The 17,736-nt window shown below is 59.2% G+C and carries 15 protein-coding genes; 5 read left to right on the top strand and 10 right to left on the bottom strand.

The window, feature by feature from the left end; translation table 11 throughout:
* Positions 1-118: 118 nt before the first annotated feature.
* The 8 genes from H8F23_RS18650 to H8F23_RS18615 form a co-directional block, all read right to left on the bottom strand.
* Entirely contained in the window at positions 119-1,051 is a 933-nt protein-coding gene (locus tag H8F23_RS18650; RefSeq protein WP_186620788.1) for a sigma 54-interacting transcriptional regulator, read from the bottom strand.
* Positions 1,052-1,104: 53 nt separating this feature from the next.
* Complete coding sequence (locus H8F23_RS18645) at positions 1,105-1,686, bottom strand: alpha/beta hydrolase (protein WP_093440491.1); 582 nt, start codon at positions 1,684-1,686, stop codon at positions 1,105-1,107.
* 381 nt (positions 1,687-2,067) lie between these two features.
* Positions 2,068-2,469, bottom strand: coding sequence for an ExbD/TolR family protein (locus tag H8F23_RS18640; RefSeq protein ID WP_003220570.1), 402 nt, complete (start codon positions 2,467-2,469; stop codon positions 2,068-2,070).
* Position 2,470: 1 nt separating this feature from the next.
* Positions 2,471-3,196: a MotA/TolQ/ExbB proton channel family protein gene (locus tag H8F23_RS18635; RefSeq protein ID WP_093440486.1), complete on the bottom strand. Its 726-nt coding sequence runs from the start codon at positions 3,194-3,196 to the stop codon at positions 2,471-2,473.
* 44 nt (positions 3,197-3,240) lie between these two features.
* Positions 3,241-4,050, bottom strand: coding sequence for an energy transducer TonB (locus tag H8F23_RS18630; protein ID WP_194935365.1), 810 nt, complete (start codon positions 4,048-4,050; stop codon positions 3,241-3,243).
* A gap of 381 nt (positions 4,051-4,431) precedes the next feature.
* On the bottom strand, positions 4,432-4,758 hold the full coding sequence (locus tag H8F23_RS18625) for a hypothetical protein (protein ID WP_038359731.1): 327 nt from the start codon (positions 4,756-4,758) through the stop codon (positions 4,432-4,434).
* Between the two features lie 190 nt (positions 4,759-4,948).
* A complete protein-coding gene (locus tag H8F23_RS18620; protein WP_194935364.1) occupies positions 4,949-6,292 on the bottom strand; it encodes an aryl-sulfate sulfotransferase in 1,344 nt (447 codons plus the stop codon).
* A gap of 23 nt (positions 6,293-6,315) precedes the next feature.
* Positions 6,316-8,676, bottom strand: a complete 2,361-nt coding sequence (locus tag H8F23_RS18615; RefSeq protein ID WP_194935363.1) for a TonB-dependent receptor — start codon at positions 8,674-8,676, stop codon at positions 6,316-6,318.
* A gap of 165 nt (positions 8,677-8,841) precedes the next feature.
* Between H8F23_RS18615 and H8F23_RS18610 the strand changes: the two genes are divergently transcribed.
* Together H8F23_RS18610 and H8F23_RS18605 are read left to right on the top strand one after the other, a co-directional pair.
* Complete coding sequence (locus H8F23_RS18610) at positions 8,842-9,786, top strand: LysR family transcriptional regulator (RefSeq protein ID WP_093440466.1); 945 nt, start codon at positions 8,842-8,844, stop codon at positions 9,784-9,786.
* 190 nt (positions 9,787-9,976) lie between these two features.
* Positions 9,977-11,593, top strand: a complete 1,617-nt coding sequence (locus tag H8F23_RS18605) for an alkaline phosphatase family protein (RefSeq protein ID WP_194935362.1) — start codon at positions 9,977-9,979, stop codon at positions 11,591-11,593.
* Positions 11,594-11,805: 212 nt separating this feature from the next.
* Here H8F23_RS18605 and H8F23_RS18600 read toward each other — a convergent pair whose 3' ends face one another.
* Complete coding sequence (locus tag H8F23_RS18600) at positions 11,806-12,714, bottom strand: TauD/TfdA dioxygenase family protein (RefSeq protein ID WP_194935361.1); 909 nt, start codon at positions 12,712-12,714, stop codon at positions 11,806-11,808.
* A 183-nt stretch (positions 12,715-12,897) separates the two neighbouring features.
* Here H8F23_RS18600 and H8F23_RS18595 point away from each other — a divergent pair, with 183 nt between their 5' ends.
* Entirely contained in the window at positions 12,898-13,818 is a 921-nt protein-coding gene (locus tag H8F23_RS18595) for a LysR family transcriptional regulator (RefSeq protein ID WP_007917649.1), read from the top strand.
* A gap of 95 nt (positions 13,819-13,913) precedes the next feature.
* On the opposite strand, the gene H8F23_RS18590 is transcribed toward H8F23_RS18595, so the two are convergent.
* On the bottom strand, positions 13,914-14,927 hold the full coding sequence (locus tag H8F23_RS18590) for an ABC transporter substrate-binding protein (protein WP_194935360.1): 1,014 nt from the start codon (positions 14,925-14,927) through the stop codon (positions 13,914-13,916).
* 396 nt (positions 14,928-15,323) lie between these two features.
* Here H8F23_RS18590 and H8F23_RS18585 point away from each other — a divergent pair, with 396 nt between their 5' ends.
* Entirely contained in the window at positions 15,324-16,922 is a 1,599-nt protein-coding gene (locus tag H8F23_RS18585; RefSeq protein WP_194935359.1) for an ABC transporter permease, read from the top strand.
* On the top strand, positions 16,919-17,734 hold the full coding sequence (locus H8F23_RS18580) for an ABC transporter ATP-binding protein (protein ID WP_194935358.1): 816 nt from the start codon (positions 16,919-16,921) through the stop codon (positions 17,732-17,734). The genes H8F23_RS18585 and H8F23_RS18580 overlap by 4 nt, the downstream gene beginning before the upstream one ends.
* Positions 17,735-17,736 lie beyond the last annotated feature (2 nt).

Raw genomic sequence — 17,736 nt, 5'->3', positions numbered from 1 at the left:
ACGTGTGCCAGTGAAGTGATATCGCTGGCGTGGGGCGGACAATACCGGGATTTTTTATTCCCGGACAATAACGTTTATTCAGCTTCATATTCCATTTTGTTCATGTTGAGCGAAACGGTTACAACCCCTCACTCAAACGAATCAGCAAATCTTTCAATGCCTTACGCTCGGCGACGCTGCCGCCGATGTTGATTTGTGTCACTAGCCTTTCGATCTGAAGCTGCGGGCCAGACGCCTCGGGCAGGTTCAGGTGCTCCGGCAGAATCTCGTCGCCTGTGCTCACCAGCAACGCAAAATGAATGACGTTTTCCAGCTCGCGGGTGTTGCCCGGCCAACTGTGTTGTTCGAGCACGTGCTGCGCCGCTTCGCTGATCAGCGGCACAGGAAGGTCGAGACGCTGGCTGTAGATGCCGAGGAAATACTCGGCCAGCGACAGGATATCGCCGGTACGCGCACGTAACGCCGGCAATTCGAGGTGGCCCTCGCTGAGGTAGTGATAAAGGCGCTCGTGGAATTTCCCGGCGTCCACCGCTTGCGCCAGATCGATGCTGGTGGCCGCGACCAGGCGCACATCCACAGGACTTGGCTGATGCGCACCGACACGAGTGACTTCGTGGTTCTCCAACGCGGCAAGCAATTTGATCTGGATCGGCAGCGGCAAGTCGCCGATTTCATCCAGATACAAGGTGCCGCCGTTGGCCGAACCGAACCAGCCTGCACGGCTGCTGGCTGAACCGCTGTAACTGCCGGCAGCGTAGCCGAACAGCTCGGCATCAGCGTAGGTCGGGCTGATCGCCCCGCAATTGACCGAAACGAACAGACCGCTGCGGTCACTGGCGCGATGGATGTGCCGGGCGAGCAGTTCTTTACCCGTACCGGTCTCGCCACGGATCAATACCGAAGTCGAGCGCGGCGCCAGTTGCTCGAGCTCCTCACGCAGTTGACGCGAGCGCGGATCGACGAACACCAGCGCCTTGGCGCGAATGCTCAGGGGGCTTTTTTCCGCATCGGGAAAGGTCAGCAACGGCTGACCGAAGGTTTCGAAACTCATGGCAGGCTCCCGCCCAAAACCGCCGGCAGACGGGGGCGTTGAAAGAAAAAAGATCAGGCGCGGCGGCGGGCGTGGTGTTCCATACGGTTTTGCAGGCGATAGAGATAAGCAAAACCCTGCTCCCAACGCTGATGCCCGGACTTGACGTTGATGTGTCCGGCACCGGCGAGAATTCCCGCCTCGGCACCCCAGTTGCGCGCCAGCTCCAGTGCGCGCGGCGCGCTCACGGCGGCATCGTTGTCGGAGCTGACGACCTGGCTCGGAAACGGCAGCAGATCGGTCGGAATCGGCGCGAAATTGCGCAGCGCCGGTGCACACGCCGGACGCTCGACATCTGCCGGCGCGACCAACAAGGCGCCACGCACCTGACGCAGGTATTGCAGCGGCGCAGTGGCTGCCCAATGGGCAACGGTAATGCAGCCGAGGCTGTGGGCGATAAGGATGACAGGCGTGCTGTCGGCGGCAATCGCCTCGGCCAGTGCCGCCACCCAGTCTTCACGACGCGGCGTCAGCCAATCGGCCTGCTCGACCCGCGCACTGTTTGGCAGGCTGTTCTGCCAGTGGCTTTGCCAATGATCATCTGGCGATCCTTGCCAGCCCGGCACAATCAGGTAGCGGATTGATTCGTTGCGCATGGGGAGCTCTCCTGCGTCGTGTCTGTTCCTGGACGAGTATAGGGAGCGGATTTATATTCGTTAAGGAATAAGAAGCTATTTATTAAGACCTGAATTGAATATGAGATTTGTGTATGGCTTGAAATCTTTTCCCCCCTCACCCCAGCCCTCTCCCCAAGGGGGCGAGGGGGAAGGGAGCCGATCTTCATGCCGTTCAAATCTTGAGTTCGGCTCGAAATCTCAGGTCGGCGTATCTCGAACAATCACCTCGATCAGTCCCCTCTCCCTCTGGGCGGTCCGACGTTTCGGGAGGGCTAGGGTGAGGGTTCTGCTTTTAATGCCAGAAACAAAAAAAGGGCCGCACCCTGCCAAGGAGACGGCCCCGGAAAAACGTAAATCCTGTTACCGCGCAGTAATCACCGACAACTTGGTAATCCCTGCCCGCTCAATCGAAGCCATCGCCCGCGCCACTTCGCCGTAGTTCACTCCGTCATCCGCCTGCAATTGCACGCGCACTTCCGGGTCTTTGGCCTTGGCCGACTTGAGGTTGAATTCCAGCAAGTCCGGCTGAATCTCGTCCTTGTTGATAAACAGCTTGCCGGCACCGTCGATGCTCACCACTAGCGGGTCCTTCTGCTCGACCGGCGCCACGGCTTCGGTCTTCGGCAGGTTGATCGGGATCGCGTTGGTCAGCAGCGGCGCGGTGACGATAAACACCACCAGCAGCACCAGCATCACGTCCACCAGTGGAGTCACGTTGATCTCGCTGAGCACCTCATCACTGTCCTGCGTGGAGAAGGCCATATCAGGACGCCTCCTTCACTTTTGCCGCGTTGCCCGGCGTTGCGACCTTGTGCGCCGTCGGGTGGATCAACACGCGGAATGCACTCTTCTGCGCCAGGCTGTAGAAGTCGTGGGCGAAGTCATCCAGATCCGCCGCCGTCAGTTTCAACCGACGCAAAAAGTAGTTGTAAACCAGCACTGCCGGCACCGCGACGGCGATTCCCACACCCGTGGCGACCAGTGCCGCCCCGATTGGCCCGGCGACCGTTTCCAGGCTCGCCGAACCTGCGGCGCTGATGCCTTTCAACGCTTCCATGATTCCCCACACCGTGCCGAACAAACCAATGAACGGCGAGGTGCTACCAATACTTGCGACCACTGCAAGGCCCGTTTCCAGCGAACGCCGTTCGCGAACGATCTGCTGACGCAATGCACGCTCGAGGCGATCCTGATGGTTGATCGCCTGGCTCAAATCATTCGCCTGTGGCGTCTCGCCCACCTGAATCGCCGCGTAACCGGCCTGTGCCACCCGCGCTGCGGCGCCGGGTTGGGTCTCGCTCAATTCAGCGGCTGAATCCAGACTCGACGCCGCCCAGAAACGTTTATGAAAGCGCCGATCCTGCGCCTTCAGCCGACCGAACTGCACAGCCTTGAGCAGTGCCAGGCCCCAGGTGGCGACGGAAAAAACCACCAGCAGCCAGATCACCGCGCTTTCGATGGATTCCAGTGGAGATGCCAGTAACGTCATGATGATTCCCTCGTGTAAACGTTTCGCGCGAATTTGGTTTCGGTTTAATGAATCTTGAAATCGATGGGCACGCTGACCCAGCCGTCCTGGGCGACATCACCCTGCTTGGCCGGGACGAAACTCCAACGTTTGACGGCGTTCAGCGCCGCGTCGTCGAGCTGTTGCCGGCCACTGCTTTTGGCTATCTGGATCTCACCCGGTTTGCCGCTGGCCAACACATGCACACGCAGCAACACCGTGCCTTCCCAACCGCGACGCTGAGCCAGCGACGGGTATTCCGGTGCCGGGTTTTTCAGGTACGCGGCATTCGCTGAGGCCGGGGTTACCGGTGCCGGCGCGGGGGGAGCAGGTGGCGCTGGCGCTGCAACCGGGGCTGCCGGTTGTGGCGGCGCGGGTGGTTGCGCGACGGCTTTCGGCGCTGGTTTGGGGGCCTGTTTAACCACCGGTTTGGGTTTCGGAACGGGTTTTGGCGGCGGTGGTTTTACCGCCAGTTCGTCTTCTACCGGCGGCGGTGGCTCAACCACAGGCGCAGGCGGTGGCGGCTCGACAATCGGTGGTGCTGGTGGTGCCGGGCGCGAGAATTCGATAGTCATCGGCGGAATTTCCGGCGGCACGATCGGCAGCAGCGGTGTCGGCTTCTGGCTGATCCAGTAGATCACCGCGCCATGCACCACCAATGCGAGCACGCCGAGCAGAAGGGTTTCGCGCCGACTCAAAATTCCTTTGGGCGCACGCTGCAAACGCAGCTGTCCCAACGGCACACGATGCGGCCGGCCGAGATCGACCAACTCGCCACCCGGCGTCTGACTCCACAGCAATTCCTCTGCGCTGGCGGCGGTCTGGACATTGCCCATTGATTCACTCCCTGCGGTCTTTTTGCGTTCTCTACCAAAACTGCCGATCAACCGTTTGTTGAATCCCCCACGGCGAATCGATGGATGAATCATTGGGCTTGGCGCTTATCTCCGAAAGTAATCTTTAACGTTATGCATAGGCCTTTATGGAATATATGAATTGATCAATTCCGCCAAAGCCACGTGCCACGTGGGCTGTAGCGATGCGGGAAAATTCTCATGCTTTTCAGGCATTGAAAGTATTCACGCAACGCATCAAATTCGCCTGACCCGGTTTTGCCGGACAACTAATACCAAGTAGATAGTTGATTATTATTTTGCTGGAACAATAAAAAAGGCCGACGCACTTTCGTGCGTCGGCCTTTATCAATTGCGCGCGGGTTATTGTTTGACGAATTCCCCTGCCAGGGTCACTACTTCACCGTCAAAATTAGTACGGGAACCGGCCGCACGAACTTTTGCGTAATTGTGATCAGGAGAAAACAATGACCACGCTTGAAATCCGCTATTACCATTCAGACCGACAAATGTGATGGTGGTAGGTTGTCCGGTGCTGTTCTGGAAATGGTAATGCCCGTAGCTGACGTCATAGTTAACGCCGCCCTGGCTGAACGTGCCACTGAATGTACCGTTGGAATCGTTGCCATCGGTAATCGTCAGTTTGGCGCCAGCGTTAGCGTTCACATAAGTGCCATTAATGCTCGACATGATTCGATTTCCTTTATCGTTGGGATAAGTATCTTCCGATGAGAGCAAGTTTCCTCCTGGAAACTCACGACAGTCAGGATGGTTGCACATTCAATTATTGTCCACGCGACTTACTAACGAATTTGCAATAAGCACCCTTCAACCCGCTCATAACTTATCGCCGTTCGTTCGAGCAATAATTCCAATTCAACTAACGACTGGCATTGGTTTGTTGCACGCCTACAACCGGGGCATTAACCGCCGTCTCGGAGCGTGGCGTACCCGTTGGCACCCAGTCATAACTCACAGGCAACGCCCGATAGACCCAATTGCTGATCGCGTCGCTGCCCGGCGCCTTGCCGAAATACGGGCTGACGTATTCCCAGACATTTTCACCACTGGCCGTCACCTGGAAAAACCGTCCGTTCATGCCTTCGTCGATCAGCGTGTTGCCATTGGGCAAGCGCCGCGCGCTGCTGATAAACGAGCTGTAGAACGCCCACCCCGGTTGCTTCGAATTGGCCGCGCTGTACTGCCAGACGATCTCGCTTTTCACCGGGTCGATTTCCAATACCCGCGAGCCGGAAATCAGCCCGAGGGTAACGTTCGGATAACCCGCCGATCCCTGGTTATCGAACACCAGCAAATTGCCGGCACCTGGCAATCCGGCCGGAATGATGTGTGCATCATGCTGACCGACGAACTGATCAACCGGGCGCGGCAATGTACGGGACGCTTTCGGATTGATCAGCGGCAGATTCGGCCCGAGACGCCAGACCACTTTGCCGCTGCTTTTGTCGATGATCGCGATGAAATTGGCGTTGCGTGAATCAAACAGCAGGTTGTCCGGATTGAAGCGTTTATCACCAGCATCGAACCATTTGTTCGGCCCGACCACACTGAGGTTGTTGATGTGCAGGTAATCCGCATCATCACTCGCCCGTACCAGCTTCAATTGCTCTGGCGTGAAGCCGAACTCATTCAAATGTTCCGACGCCAGCCACTGCCATTTCACCGCGCCTTCGGGGCTGACTTCATAGATCGCATCGTCGATCACCTCGGGGACTTTGAAGCCTTTGACCTTGTGCACCTTGTTCGCCAGCACCACGGTGTTGCCGTTGCTTAAACGTCGCTGATCGTGATGTTGTTGCGCCGCGCCACCGGGTGCCTTGTCGCCCCACTGCCAGACGACTTTGCCGTTCCAGTCCAGTTCGCCGACGCTTTGATTGCCCAGCCCGTTACCGGCGGATCCGAGTTTGCCGGGGTCCTTTTCACTCAGTTGCAGCAGCACATGCCCGCGTTCGCCGCCAACCAGTTCTGGATCGATGATCGCCGACGGAAAACCTGCCTGCGGCCAGGTTTTCACCTCGTTGCCGTTCATGTCGATCAGGTGCGTCTGTTTGTCGGCACCGCTGAAAATCACATACTGATTAAACGCTTTGTTCGGGTCATAACGGGTGACGCCAGTCGGGTAAACACTCGGTGCGGCGAGAGCGCCGGCACTGAGCACTGCGCCGGACAGCAACACCGGCAAAGCCGTTTTGATACGCAACATGATGCAGTTCCTTGAGTGACGAATCAGAAGTCGTAGCGACCGGTGACGCCGAGGGTGCGCGGTGTACCGAGCAGGCCTTCATAGCCGCCGTTACCGCCCGTCCACAGAGTCGTGTAATAGGTTTTGTCGAAAGCGTTTTTCAGCCACAGCGACACGTCCCACTGGCCCTGATTGAAATCGCCGCGCAGGCCGGTGGAAAAGTTGACCACGGCGTAACTCGGGATCTGTCCGTAGTCGGAATCCTCGACGGTACCGACGGCTTTCGAGCGAAACGCATAGCTCGCGGTGACGTATGGTTCGAAGCCGTTATCCAGATTCCATTTGTATTCGCCGTTGGCGTTACCGATCCACTTCGAAGCGCCGACCACTTGATGGCCGCTGAGATCGCAAGACGCTGGAGCGCCCGGCGCCTGGCTGACTTCCGGCGGGCACGGGGCATCTTTGTACGAGAGGTAGCTGACGTCGTTGTAGGAGCCGTTGATGTTCAGGGTCAGGCCGCGCAGCGGGATCACCGTGCTTTCGAATTCGACCCCGCGTGAACGTACGGAACCGGCGTTGGTCAGGTACTGCACGCGATTTTCCGCGTCGTAGGCGTTGGTCTGATAAGCGTTGACCTGCGTCCAGAAGACGTTGGCGTTGAGTTGCAGACGGTGATCCCACAGCGTGCTCTTGAAGCCGAGTTCGGCGTTGTTCGCGCGCTCGGTGCCGATCAGCAGCGAATCGGCACCCGCTACCGGAGCGGAACCGACAGCGAGGTTAACCCCGCCGGACTTCTCGCCGTGGGATAACGTGGCGTAACCGAGCACATCATCAGTGATGCGATAGCTGAGGTTGAGCAGCCCGGAAGGACTCGAGCTGTACTGATTCAGATCGCCGGAATCATAAGCGCCGGCACGCCCGCGCCGCGCCGTGGCCGCAGCGCCCGTAACGGCGGCGCCACCGAGCGGCGCATCGCGAGTGACCCAGGCTGATTTCTCTTCATACGTGCCACGCACCCCGGCGGTGAAGTCCAGTCGCTCGGTGAGGTGCCAAGTGCCTTGGGCGAACAGCGCAAAGCTGTCGGTCTTGATATGGCCGTTGCCAATGCTGGTGACGTTGGCTAAAGCACCGCGCGCTGTGCCGTTCCAGATGTCGGCTTGCGGGCCGTAATAAGCGAAGGATTTGTTGTCCAGATCCGAGCCGAAGTAGTACGCGCCTACGACGTAATCGAAGAACTCGCCCTTGGGCGAGGCCAGGCGAAATTCCTGCGAGTACTGTTTGTCTTCCACCGACACCCCGGCGTTGTAGCTCGCCGGCACGTTGAGGCCGTCGTCGTTGCGCGGGGTGAAATTCCAGAAGCGATAGGAGCTGATCGAGGTCAGCGTGAAGTCGCTCGGCAGCGTCCAGTTAGCCTCCACCGAGGTGCCGCCCTGATGCACGGTGACATGCTGATCGTTGTCCAGATTGACCTTGCGGTGCGAGCCGTTGACCAGCGTTGCGCCGGCGGCATTGGCACGCGACTGGTAAAGATTGACGCCATTGATGGTCGGCCCGGTGTTGTACAACACGCGGGTGCCGGCGCTGGAATCCTCTTCGTTGTAGTCACCGATCCAGCGCAGGTTGAAATCTTCATTGGGCTTGAACAGCAGTTGCGCGCGGAAGCCCTCGCGCGAGCCGCCGTTGAGATCATGGCCGTCGTATTCGTTTTTGATGTCACCGTCGCTACGGGTTCGATAAGCCGAAAAGCGTCCGGCCAGTTGATCGTTGAGCGGGCCGGAAATGGTGCCCTTGGTCTGGAAGTAACCGTCCTCACCCACCGAGGTTTCGATGCTGCGCTCAGGGGTGAAGGTTGGCGCGCGGGTGCTGATGTTGATCACCCCGGCAGTGGTGTTTTTGCCGAACAACGTCCCCTGCGGCCCACGCAAGACTTCGAGCTGTTCGATATCCATCAGGTCAAACACCGCCATCCCCGGGCGGCCCAGATAGACGTTGTCGATGTACAGACCAACGCTGCCTTCCAGGCCATCGCTGGCCGGGTTATTACCGAGGCCGCGGATCGATACGCTGGACTGCCGCGCGTGCATGTAGGCGACGTTGACGCTGGGCACCAGTTGTTGCAAATCCTGAATCCGGTAGACCCGCTGCGTCTCCAGGTTCTGCCCGCTGACCACGCTCATTGGCGTCGGTACGTCCTGCGAACTTTCTTCGCGGCGGCGGGTGGTGACGGTCACGGTTTCCAATTGTGAACTGTTGGCGGCAGGCTTGCCGGCCGGCACCGGCGCCGGGGTTTCCGCTTCGGCGGCGTAGCCGTGAGTCCAGCTCGCGCTCCCTGCCAGCAACAGGGCCAGAGGCAGGCGTTTGAGCCGTCGTGGTGTTAAGGGTGACGCAAGGTTCAACGGACTCATGGCGCGGCTCCTGGTCAAAAAACACACAGACATCTTCAGTGCTGCATATTCTTTTAAGTTATTTATTTATGGATTTACAAATATTTACTGCATAAGAGATTGCCTTTATAAGGAGTCGACCTAATGCATATCCAATGCATTTCCCGGATATTTTTTATGTGAAAAATGCATATCGACTTGCGTCAACTTCGTCACTTCATCGCCCTGGCTGAACAACGCAGCTTCGTCGCCGGCGCGCAGGCGGTGAACCTGTCGCAGTCGGCGTTTAGCCGCAGCATTCAGGCGCTGGAGCACAGCGTCGGCTGCCAGTTGGTTGATCGCGGGCGCAAGGAATTACCGCCGACCAAACAGGGCCAGGTCCTGCTCGAACACGCGCGGCGACTGGTCAGTGGCGCGCAGCAGATGGCCAACGAGATCAGTCAGTTCAATGGGCTGGAAGCGGGGGAATTACGCTTCGGTTGCGGACCGGCGCCGGCGGCGGGTTTGATCCCTCGCGCGATTGGCAGCTTCATCGGGCGCTATCCGAAAGCGCGGGTGCAGTTTCAGGTCGATGACTGGCAGAGTCTGAGCAAGCGGTTACTCAGCGAAGAGTTCGAATTTTTCGTCGCGGACACTCGGCACTTCGAGGCAGATCCGGATTATCTGACCTACCGGTTGCGACCGCGCAAATGGCATTTCTGCTGTCGTGCCGGCCACCCTTTGGCCGGGTTTGAGCGGGTCACCGCCGAGCAATTGATGAGCTATCCCCTGGCGGTAAGTATTCGTCCGCCGAACCTGCGCAAAGTCATAGTCGACCTCAGCGGGCGGCCGGATTTCACACCAAATGTGGAGTGTGAAAACAGCTCGAGCCTGCTCAGCGTGGTGCTGCGTTCGGATGCGATCGGGATTGTCGGGGCGTATTCCGACGCGCTGCATCAGGCCAAGGGCGAGTTGGTGTGCTTGCGCATCGAAGGACTGGCGGATGATCTTGAGGAGCTGTACACCCGCTACGGGATTGTCAGCCGCGCAGGGTATCGGTTGTCGCCGTTGGCGGAGGCGATGATTGAGCAGATCAAGGCGATTGATCAGCAGGATGAGGAGGTGTGTTCGCTGCAGAATCTCGCCGTCTGATCGGACCTCTTCGCGAGCAAGCTCGCTCCCACAGGGGAACGCGGGCTAAATGTGGGAGCGAGCTTGCTCGCGAAGGGGCCAGTGCAGGCACCGATGCATTCCCTGCATAAAACCCATTCCCCAAATGCACTTGCCGAACACCCCCAGCGAAAGCGAAAACCCTCGCCTGTCCCATTGACCGGTGAACCCCATGCCCACCCCGCCAAACCCCGTGCGCAACGTGCTGTACATCATGTGCGATCAACTGCGCCGCGATTACCTGTCCTGCTACGGCCATCCGCATCTGCACACACCGAATATCGATCGCCTGGCTGCAGCCGGCGTTCGTTTCAGCCGCGCCTACACCCAAGGCACGATTTGCGGCCCGTCGCGGATGTCGGCTTACACCGGACGCTATGTCAGCAGTCATCAAGTGGCGTGGAACGCCGTGCCGTTGCCGCTGGAAGAACTGACCATCGGCGATTACCTGCGCCCCCACGGCATTCGTACTGCGCTGGTCGGCAAGACCCACGCCACCGCGAATGTCGATGCGCTGCAACGCTTGGCGATCAATCCGCAAAGCGAGCAAGCCGAAATCCTCAACGAAGTCGGTTTTGAACCCTACATGCGCCACGACGGCATCTACCCCGACGATCCGCTGTTCGACGACAAACGCGAATCTGCGCCCTACACCCATTATCTGCGCGAGCAGGGGTTCGACGGCAAAAACCCCTGGCACGACTGGGCCAACGCCGCCGAAGGCGAGCACGGTGAAATCCTCAGCGGCTGGCAAATGCGTCATGCGAATTTGCCAGCACGAATTCCCGAGCAACACTCAGAGACTGTCTACACTACAAATCGAGCCATCGACTTCATTACCGAGCAAGGCGAGAAATCGTGGTGTTTACACCTCTCGTATATCAAACCGCACTGGCCCTATATCGTACCAGCGCCATACCACGCTTTGTACAGTACGAAATCGATTCTCGAAGCGATCCGCGCGACACCCTCCGAAGCCAGCAAACACCCCGTCTACACTGCCTTTCGCCAACATGAGGAAAGCCTCAACTTTTCCCGCGATTCAGTACGATTGACTGTAATCCCTACGTACATGGGTCTGATCAAGCAGGTGGATGATCAACTCGGACGGCTGTTCGATTTTCTGCAGAGCAATGGCCGCTGGGATGACACGCTGATCGTGTTCACCAGCGATCACGGCGACTTTTTGGGCGATCACTGGCTCGGTGAGAAGGAGTTTTTGCTGGAGCAGGCGGTGGGCGTGCCGTTGATCGTGCGTGATCCTCGGGCGGCGGCGGATGTCACACGCGGCACGGTGGATGATCGACTCGCGGAAACCATCGATGCGTTGCCGACCTTTCTTGAAGCACTGGGATTGCCGGGGGCAGAGCATCGGCTTGAAGGGCGTTCGTTGATCCCGCTTCTGCACGGCGAAAATCCGCACTGGCGCCACTATGCAATCAGCGAATACGACTACGCCTTCCAGGCGCCGGCGCGGGAGCGTCTGGGCCAGCCGATCGATCGCTGCCGGATGACCATGGTGCGCAGCGAGCGCTGGAAATATCTGGCGTACGACGGTTTTCGGCCGCAGCTGTTTGATTTGCTGAATGATCCGCAGGAGTTGCAGGATTTGGGTGATGCCCCGGAATTCGCGGCGGTGCGCGAGGAGCATGCGGGGTATTTGTTTGAGTGGGTGCGGGGGTTGAAGCGGCGCACGACGATCAGTCATCAGGAGATTGATTTGCGCGGGCAGCGGTTTCGCTATGGTGAGCCGCAAGCCGAGAAGGTTGTTCAGATTGGGGTTTGGTAGCTTTAAGAGCCCCTCACCCTAACCCTCTCCCGGAGGGAGAGGGGACTGAACGGGGGATATTGCAGAGATACACCGACCTGATCGTGCTTCACCGAATCCATAATCGATAAAGATCTTTCAGGTCGATGCATAACGCGAGACAACTCGGTCGGCTCCCTCTCCCTCGGTGAGAGGGCTGGGCGGGCGGCGTTCCGATGAGGGGCTCTTGATCTTCAGTCACGACCCTTGGTGGTTTGGCTACGCTGCCCATTCGCGCCCACCGGCACTTCACCCTTCAACGTCACCCGACGCACCACCCGATCCTGCGTACCGTAATCATCAATCGCATAATGCTGCGTCGAGCGGTTATCCCAGATCGCCACATCACCGGCCTTCCAGCGCCAGCGCACGGTGTTTTCCTGACGGATCACATGACTCTGCAACAGCCCGAACAGATGCGCCGAATCCGCCTGCGAATAACCCTTGATGCGTTTGACGAAATGCCCCAGCAGCAAGCTCTTCTCACCGCTGATCGGGTGTACACGCACCACCGGATGCTCGGTCTCGTAAACCGTCGACGTGAAGACCTTGCGATAGCGCTCAAGCTTCTCCGCCGAGACGTCCGGCTTGGCGCTGGCGTAGTCATATTCGTTGCTGTGCACGGCGACCAGTTTGTCGGCCAGTTCACGCAGCTCGGTCGGCAAGCCGTTGTACGCCGTCGCGGTGTTGGCCCACAGGGTGTCGCCACCAAAGGCCGGGGCCACCACCGAGCGCAGGATCGAGGCTTTCGGGTAGGCGTCAACGAAGGTCACGTCGGTGTGCCAGGAGTTGGCGCGCTGGCCCTCGGCACCGTCCAGCTCCAGCAGATAACGCGTGCCTTCACGCGACGGCACGGTCGGGTGCGCCACCGGCTCGCCGAGCAAATGGGCGAAGGCTTCCTGACGCTGATCGTCGAGTTGGGTCTGCTCACGGAAGAACACGACTTTGTACTGAACCAGCGCCTGCTGGATAGCTTCGACGGTGGCGGCGTCCAGCTCACCGGACAAATGCACACCACGGATCTCGGCGCCGATACGACCGGCGACCGGATGAATCTCCAGCGCGTGGACAGCGGGTTTTACTGCGAGTGCGGCATTGCTCATGGGTAGACCCTCATCGACTGCTTACGGTTTTGGACGGCAGCGAAACAACGCTCTATCTATATTCCATTTACATCTAATAGATATTCACATGCTTCGTTGACGGAATAAGAGCTTGCATTTAAAACCTCTAGCAACCCTCGTCGCAAATGCCTTCGAGCTATTTTTAGGATGCCGGAAAAGCATATGGATCTTCGCCAGTTGCGTTACTTCATCGCCCTCAACGAACACCGCAGTTTTGTCCGCGCGGCGGATGCGATGGGCATCACTCAACCGGCGTTCAGCCGCAGTATTCAGGGGCTCGAGCAGGAGTTCGGCTGCGTGCTGGTGGATCGCGGCAACAAGGATCTGCGCCCCACGCCCGAAGGCCAAGTGGTGCTGCAACACGCCCTGAGCCTGGTGCAAGGTGCCGCGCTGCTCAGTGCCGAGGTGACGCAGATGACCAAGCTCGATGCCGGTGAAGTGCACTTCGGTTGCGGCCCGGCACCGGCGGTGAAACTGGTGCCGGACGCCGTGGCGCAATTCATCAACGCGCACCCGAAAGTGCGCACCTGTTTTCAGGTGGATAACTGGGAAAAACTCAGCCGCGCGTTGAGCCGTGAAGAGATCGAATTCTTCATCGCCGACATCCGCCATTTCGAGTCCGATCCAAACTTCCAGACCCAGGCACTGACGCCCAAACGCGGGGTGTTTTTCTGCCGGCCGGGGCATCCGTTACTGGCCAAGGAAAGCCTGTCGACCAACGACATGTTCGACTACCCGCTGGCGACCACGCTGATCCCCCCGGGGATTCGCAAATTATTGGCGAACCTGAGTGGCCGCATCGATTTTTCCCCGACCATCGAGACCGAGCATTTTCCGGCGCTGGTGAAGGTGGTGCTGCAATCGAATGCGATTGGCGTTGGTACGGAAGAGGCGTTTGTCGAAGACATTGCCAAGGGTTCGCTGGTGTTGCTGCACTGGCGCAATCTGCCGCAGAACCTGGAGAGCATGAATGCGCGTTGCGGGATTGTCAGTCGTACCGGGTTTCGCCTGTCGCCGGCGGCACGGGCGATGATCGAGACGTTGGTGGCGGTGGACAGACAGGAAGTCAGCGTCGCCGTTTAGGACGCTATCGCGAGCAGGCTCACTCCTACAGGGGAACGCATTCCAAATGTAGGAGTGAGCCTGCTCGCGATGGCGCCGGATCAGGCGCTAGAGATTCAAAGCTTGGCCGCAGCCAGCTCAGGCGCCACCCAATCGCTGACCTTGAACGGCTTGCGAATCAGCTTCTGCTGCGCCGCCAGATCTACCTTGTCCTGCAAGCTGCCAAGGAACACCGGATCCAGCGTCGACGGGAACACTTCGCTCAACTTCTGATCCTGCAGATCCTGCGTCAGGATCACCGGTGGATAACTGGCCAAACCCGAGACAAGTTGCACATAAGCGGCCTTGTTGCTGTCCTGTGTCAGCCACTCGACCGCCTGTTGTTGCGCCTTCAGCAGCTTGGCCACCGCTTCCGGGTGTGCGTCGACAAACTTGCCCGTGCCGACCAGTACCGACTGCACGCTGCCTGCGCCACCGAGATCTTTGGTGTTCAGCGGCAACTCGGCCAGTCCCTTGGCCTGCAAAGCGCTCAACCCGGAGCTGCCCCATGACGCATCGATCTGCTTGGCTGCCAACGCCGCGACCGCTGCATTGAAATCCAGATTGATCACTTTCAGATCCTTCTCGCTCAGGCCCTGACTGGCCAGCGCCGCATCAAACGACAACTGGGTTGCCGTGCCCCGAAAGATCGCCACACGCTTGCCTTTCAAATCCTGCAAGGTCTTGATTCCGGAGCCTGGCACCACCCCCAAATACTGCTTCACCCCACGCGCACTGGCGCTGAGCAAGCGAGTATCCAGGCCATTGGACTTGCCGATGATTGCCGCCAGATCGCCGAGATACGCCAGATCAACCTGACCGTTGGCAAACGCCTCATTGATCACCGGTCCCGCACCTTTGAAGAAACTCCACTGAATCTTGATGCCCTGATCGGCAAAAGCCTTTTCGAAGATCTGCTGATCGCGCAGCACATCAACCACGCCCCCACCACTGTGCTGAGTGCCGGCGCTAAGGTCTGGGACGGCGATCCTGATTTCCTTGAGCTCGTCGGCATGCGCGGTAAACGCCAGCAGGCCCGCCAGAGCCGGAACGGCAAACAGACTGAAAACACGTTTGAAGGGAAGGTTCATGGGTGCTGCTCCTTGATTACGACGGGCGTTGAGGAGCCGAAAGTAGGCCGAATGACTACCTACGCTTAAATACTATAAATGCACATTTTTATAGCTTTTAACGCTAAGCGAGCAGCGCCGGGGCTCGCAGCGGCGTATGCATTAACAGCATCGAAAATATTCTTCGAATGCATTGGATGCGTGTGGGCTGGAGGCCTTAAATGGCGCTGCTTATCTCTAAAAACAACTTATTGAAGATTATTTATAACCATTAGCTCTTAGTTAATACCGCACGAGATCGCAGCCTTCGGCAGCTCCTACAGGGGTCAATTCAAGGACGCATTCCCCCGTGGGAGCTGCCGAAGGCTGCGATCTTTTGATCTTGATCTTGAGCCAACCCGACAACGGAGGTCACCCATGGCCCGCCAATCCTTGCTCAGTCTTCCACTCCCCGCGCCGCCGCTGAAAAGCCGCCGTACCTGGCCCAGCCTGAACCAGCGCCTGTTGCCGTGGCTGCTGCCGCTCAGTCTGTTCGCGCTGTGGTGGCTGGCCGCACGCAATGAATGGATGAGCGAGCAGATCTTGCCGGCGCCGTCGCTGGTGTGGAACAGCGCTGTCGAGCTGTCTCAAGGCGAGTTATGGAGCCATTTGTGGATCAGCCTGCAGCGTCTGTTCTGGGGCCTGCTTGCCGGGGTTTCGGCCGGTGCATTGCTCGGCGCAGCACTGGGCTTCAGTCGGCGTCTTGAACGTTTGATCTTCCCGACCTTCGCCGGCCTGTCGCAAATACCGACGCTGGCGTGGATTCCATTGTTCATGGTGTTTTTCGGCATCGGCGAAGTGCTGAAACTGGTGGTGCTGATCAAAGCCATCGTCGTGCCGGTGACCCTGCACACCTTGGTCGGCGTAAGAGATGCCCAGCCGAAGTTGCGTGAAGCCGCCGCTGTTCTGCGCCTGCCGCCACGCCTGCTGATTCGGCGCCTGGTATTGCCCGCCGCCCTCCCCGCGTTCATGGCTGGCGTGCGCCTGGCGCTGGCCGCCGGCTGGACGTCGTTGCTGGCCGTCGAACTGCTGGCTTCCAGTGAAGGCATCGGCTACCTGATGGTCTGGGCGCGACAACTGTTCATGCTCGACATCGTTTTCGTCTGCATCGTCGTCATCGGTTTGATCGGCGTGGCGATGGATCGCGGCATCGGTCTACTGGACAAGAAACTGGTGCACTGGCCGCATCCGGCCACCGCCGAAATTCGTCGCGGCCCGCGTTATGACGGCTGGCAGCGGCTGCAACCGTGGCTGCTACCGCTGGGCTTGTTGGCACTGTGGCAATTGGCAAGTGACCAACAGTGGGTCGACGCCAATATTCTGGTCAGCCCGTTGGCCGTTTTGAGCACGGCATGGGCTGGCGTACTCGACGGCACGTTGATCAGCGGCATGGCCCTCAGTCTCGGCCGCACGCTGGGTGGCCTGCTGCTCGGCGGCGGACTCGGATTTGCGTTGGGCCTGCTGCTGGGCCTGTCGAACATCAGCGAACGCCTGCTCGGCCCGACCCTCGCGGCCATCCGCCAGATCGCCATTTTCGCCTGGGTGCCGCTGCTCACCGCATGGTTCGGTCTCGGCGAATTGGCCAAGTGGGTGTTCGTCGCCCTTGCCGCCTTCTTCCCGCTGTTTATCGCCACGCAACGCAGCGTCGCCAATCTCTCACCGCAACTCAACGAAGCCGCACAAGTGCTGCGCCTGAGCCTCGGCCAGCGTCTGCGTCGACTGGTACTGCCGGGCGCCGCGCCGGGGATTTTCGCCGGGCTCAGACTGAGCCTGATCTACGCCTGGCTCGGCACCATCGGCGCCGAATATTTCATGCCGTCCAATGGCGGCATCGGCAGCCAGATGATTGGCGCACAACAACTGCTGCGCATGGACCTGATCATGGCCGGCATGCTTTTCGTCGGTCTCACCGGCGCCCTGCTCAACCTCATTGGCCAACGCCTGGAAATTCGCGCGACCCGCTGGAGACACGCATGAACGCACCGATTGTCAGCTTCAATCACGTAGGCAAATCCTTCGACGTCGACGGTTTCGAACTGGAGGCGATTCGCGAATTCAACCTCGACATCGCCGAGGGCGAATTCGTCGCCATTGTCGGTTCCAGCGGCTGCGGCAAATCGACCTTGCTGCGCTTGTTGGTGGGCCTTGATACGCAGTTTCGCGGGCAGATTACCGTGGACGGCAAAGCCGTCAGCGGCATCGGCGGCGAACGCGGCATTGTCTTTCAGGAACACCGCTTGTTCCCGTGGCTGACCGTTGCCGACAACATCGGTCTGGGCTTGGTCAACGAACCGCTGACTGCTGCGCAGAAACAACAGCGAATCAACGATTTCATTGACCTGGTCGGCCTGCGCGATTTCACCCGTGCCTACCCGCATCAGCTGTCCGGCGGCATGGCCCAGCGTGTGGCGATCGCTCGCGGTCTGGTCGCCAGCCCACGCATTCTGCTGCTTGATGAACCCTTCGGTGCCCTTGATGCACTGACCCGCCAGCAGATGCAGGACGAGCTGCTGGCGATCCGCGAGCGCGCAAAAATCACCACGATCCTCGTCACCCATGACGTCGAAGAAGCGATCTTCCTCGCCGACCGCGTGGTGGTGATGGAGCCGCGCCCGGGCCGCATCAAGCAGGTGGTCGACATCGCCCTGCCCCATCCGCGCCAGCGCAGCAGTTTCGACTTCCATCAGTTGCGTGAAGAGCTGCTGCACGAGCTGACCAGTGACGACCATTACCAACCGAGCGTGCCGGTGCAGATCCGCGATCTGCCGCTGACGTTCATTGCCTGCTGAAC

Source organism: Pseudomonas neuropathica (assembly GCF_015461835.1).
GTDB lineage: Bacteria > Pseudomonadota > Gammaproteobacteria > Pseudomonadales > Pseudomonadaceae > Aquipseudomonas > Aquipseudomonas neuropathica.
Note: the sequence above shows the minus strand (reverse complement) of the source record. Positions and strands in the feature narration are given on the sequence as shown.

Bases quoted from the DNA above. Each gene is read 5' to 3' on its own strand.
- H8F23_RS18645 (WP_093440491.1), bottom strand. From the start codon at position 1,686: ATGCGCAACGAATCAATCCGCTACCTGATTGTGCCGGGCTGGCAAGGA.
- H8F23_RS18585 (WP_194935359.1), top strand. From the start codon at position 15,324: ATGGCCCGCCAATCCTTGCTCAGTCTTCCACTCCCCGCGCCGCCGCTG.
- H8F23_RS18605 (WP_194935362.1), top strand. From the start codon at position 9,977: ATGCCCACCCCGCCAAACCCCGTGCGCAACGTGCTGTACATCATGTGC.
- H8F23_RS18650 (WP_186620788.1), bottom strand. From the start codon at position 1,051: ATGAGTTTCGAAACCTTCGGTCAGCCGTTGCTGACCTTTCCCGATGCG.
- H8F23_RS18625 (WP_038359731.1), bottom strand. From the start codon at position 4,758: ATGTCGAGCATTAATGGCACTTATGTGAACGCTAACGCTGGCGCCAAA.
- H8F23_RS18620 (WP_194935364.1), bottom strand. From the start codon at position 6,292: ATGTTGCGTATCAAAACGGCTTTGCCGGTGTTGCTGTCCGGCGCAGTG.
- H8F23_RS18600 (WP_194935361.1), bottom strand. From the start codon at position 12,714: ATGAGCAATGCCGCACTCGCAGTAAAACCCGCTGTCCACGCGCTGGAG.
- H8F23_RS18590 (WP_194935360.1), bottom strand. From the start codon at position 14,927: ATGAACCTTCCCTTCAAACGTGTTTTCAGTCTGTTTGCCGTTCCGGCT.
- H8F23_RS18630 (WP_194935365.1), bottom strand. From the start codon at position 4,050: ATGGGCAATGTCCAGACCGCCGCCAGCGCAGAGGAATTGCTGTGGAGT.
- H8F23_RS18635 (WP_093440486.1), bottom strand. From the start codon at position 3,196: ATGACGTTACTGGCATCTCCACTGGAATCCATCGAAAGCGCGGTGATC.
- H8F23_RS18615 (WP_194935363.1), bottom strand. From the start codon at position 8,676: ATGAGTCCGTTGAACCTTGCGTCACCCTTAACACCACGACGGCTCAAA.
- H8F23_RS18595 (WP_007917649.1), top strand. From the start codon at position 12,898: ATGGATCTTCGCCAGTTGCGTTACTTCATCGCCCTCAACGAACACCGC.
- H8F23_RS18610 (WP_093440466.1), top strand. From the start codon at position 8,842: ATGCATATCGACTTGCGTCAACTTCGTCACTTCATCGCCCTGGCTGAA.
- H8F23_RS18580 (WP_194935358.1), top strand. From the start codon at position 16,919: ATGAACGCACCGATTGTCAGCTTCAATCACGTAGGCAAATCCTTCGAC.
- H8F23_RS18640 (WP_003220570.1), bottom strand. From the start codon at position 2,469: ATGGCCTTCTCCACGCAGGACAGTGATGAGGTGCTCAGCGAGATCAAC.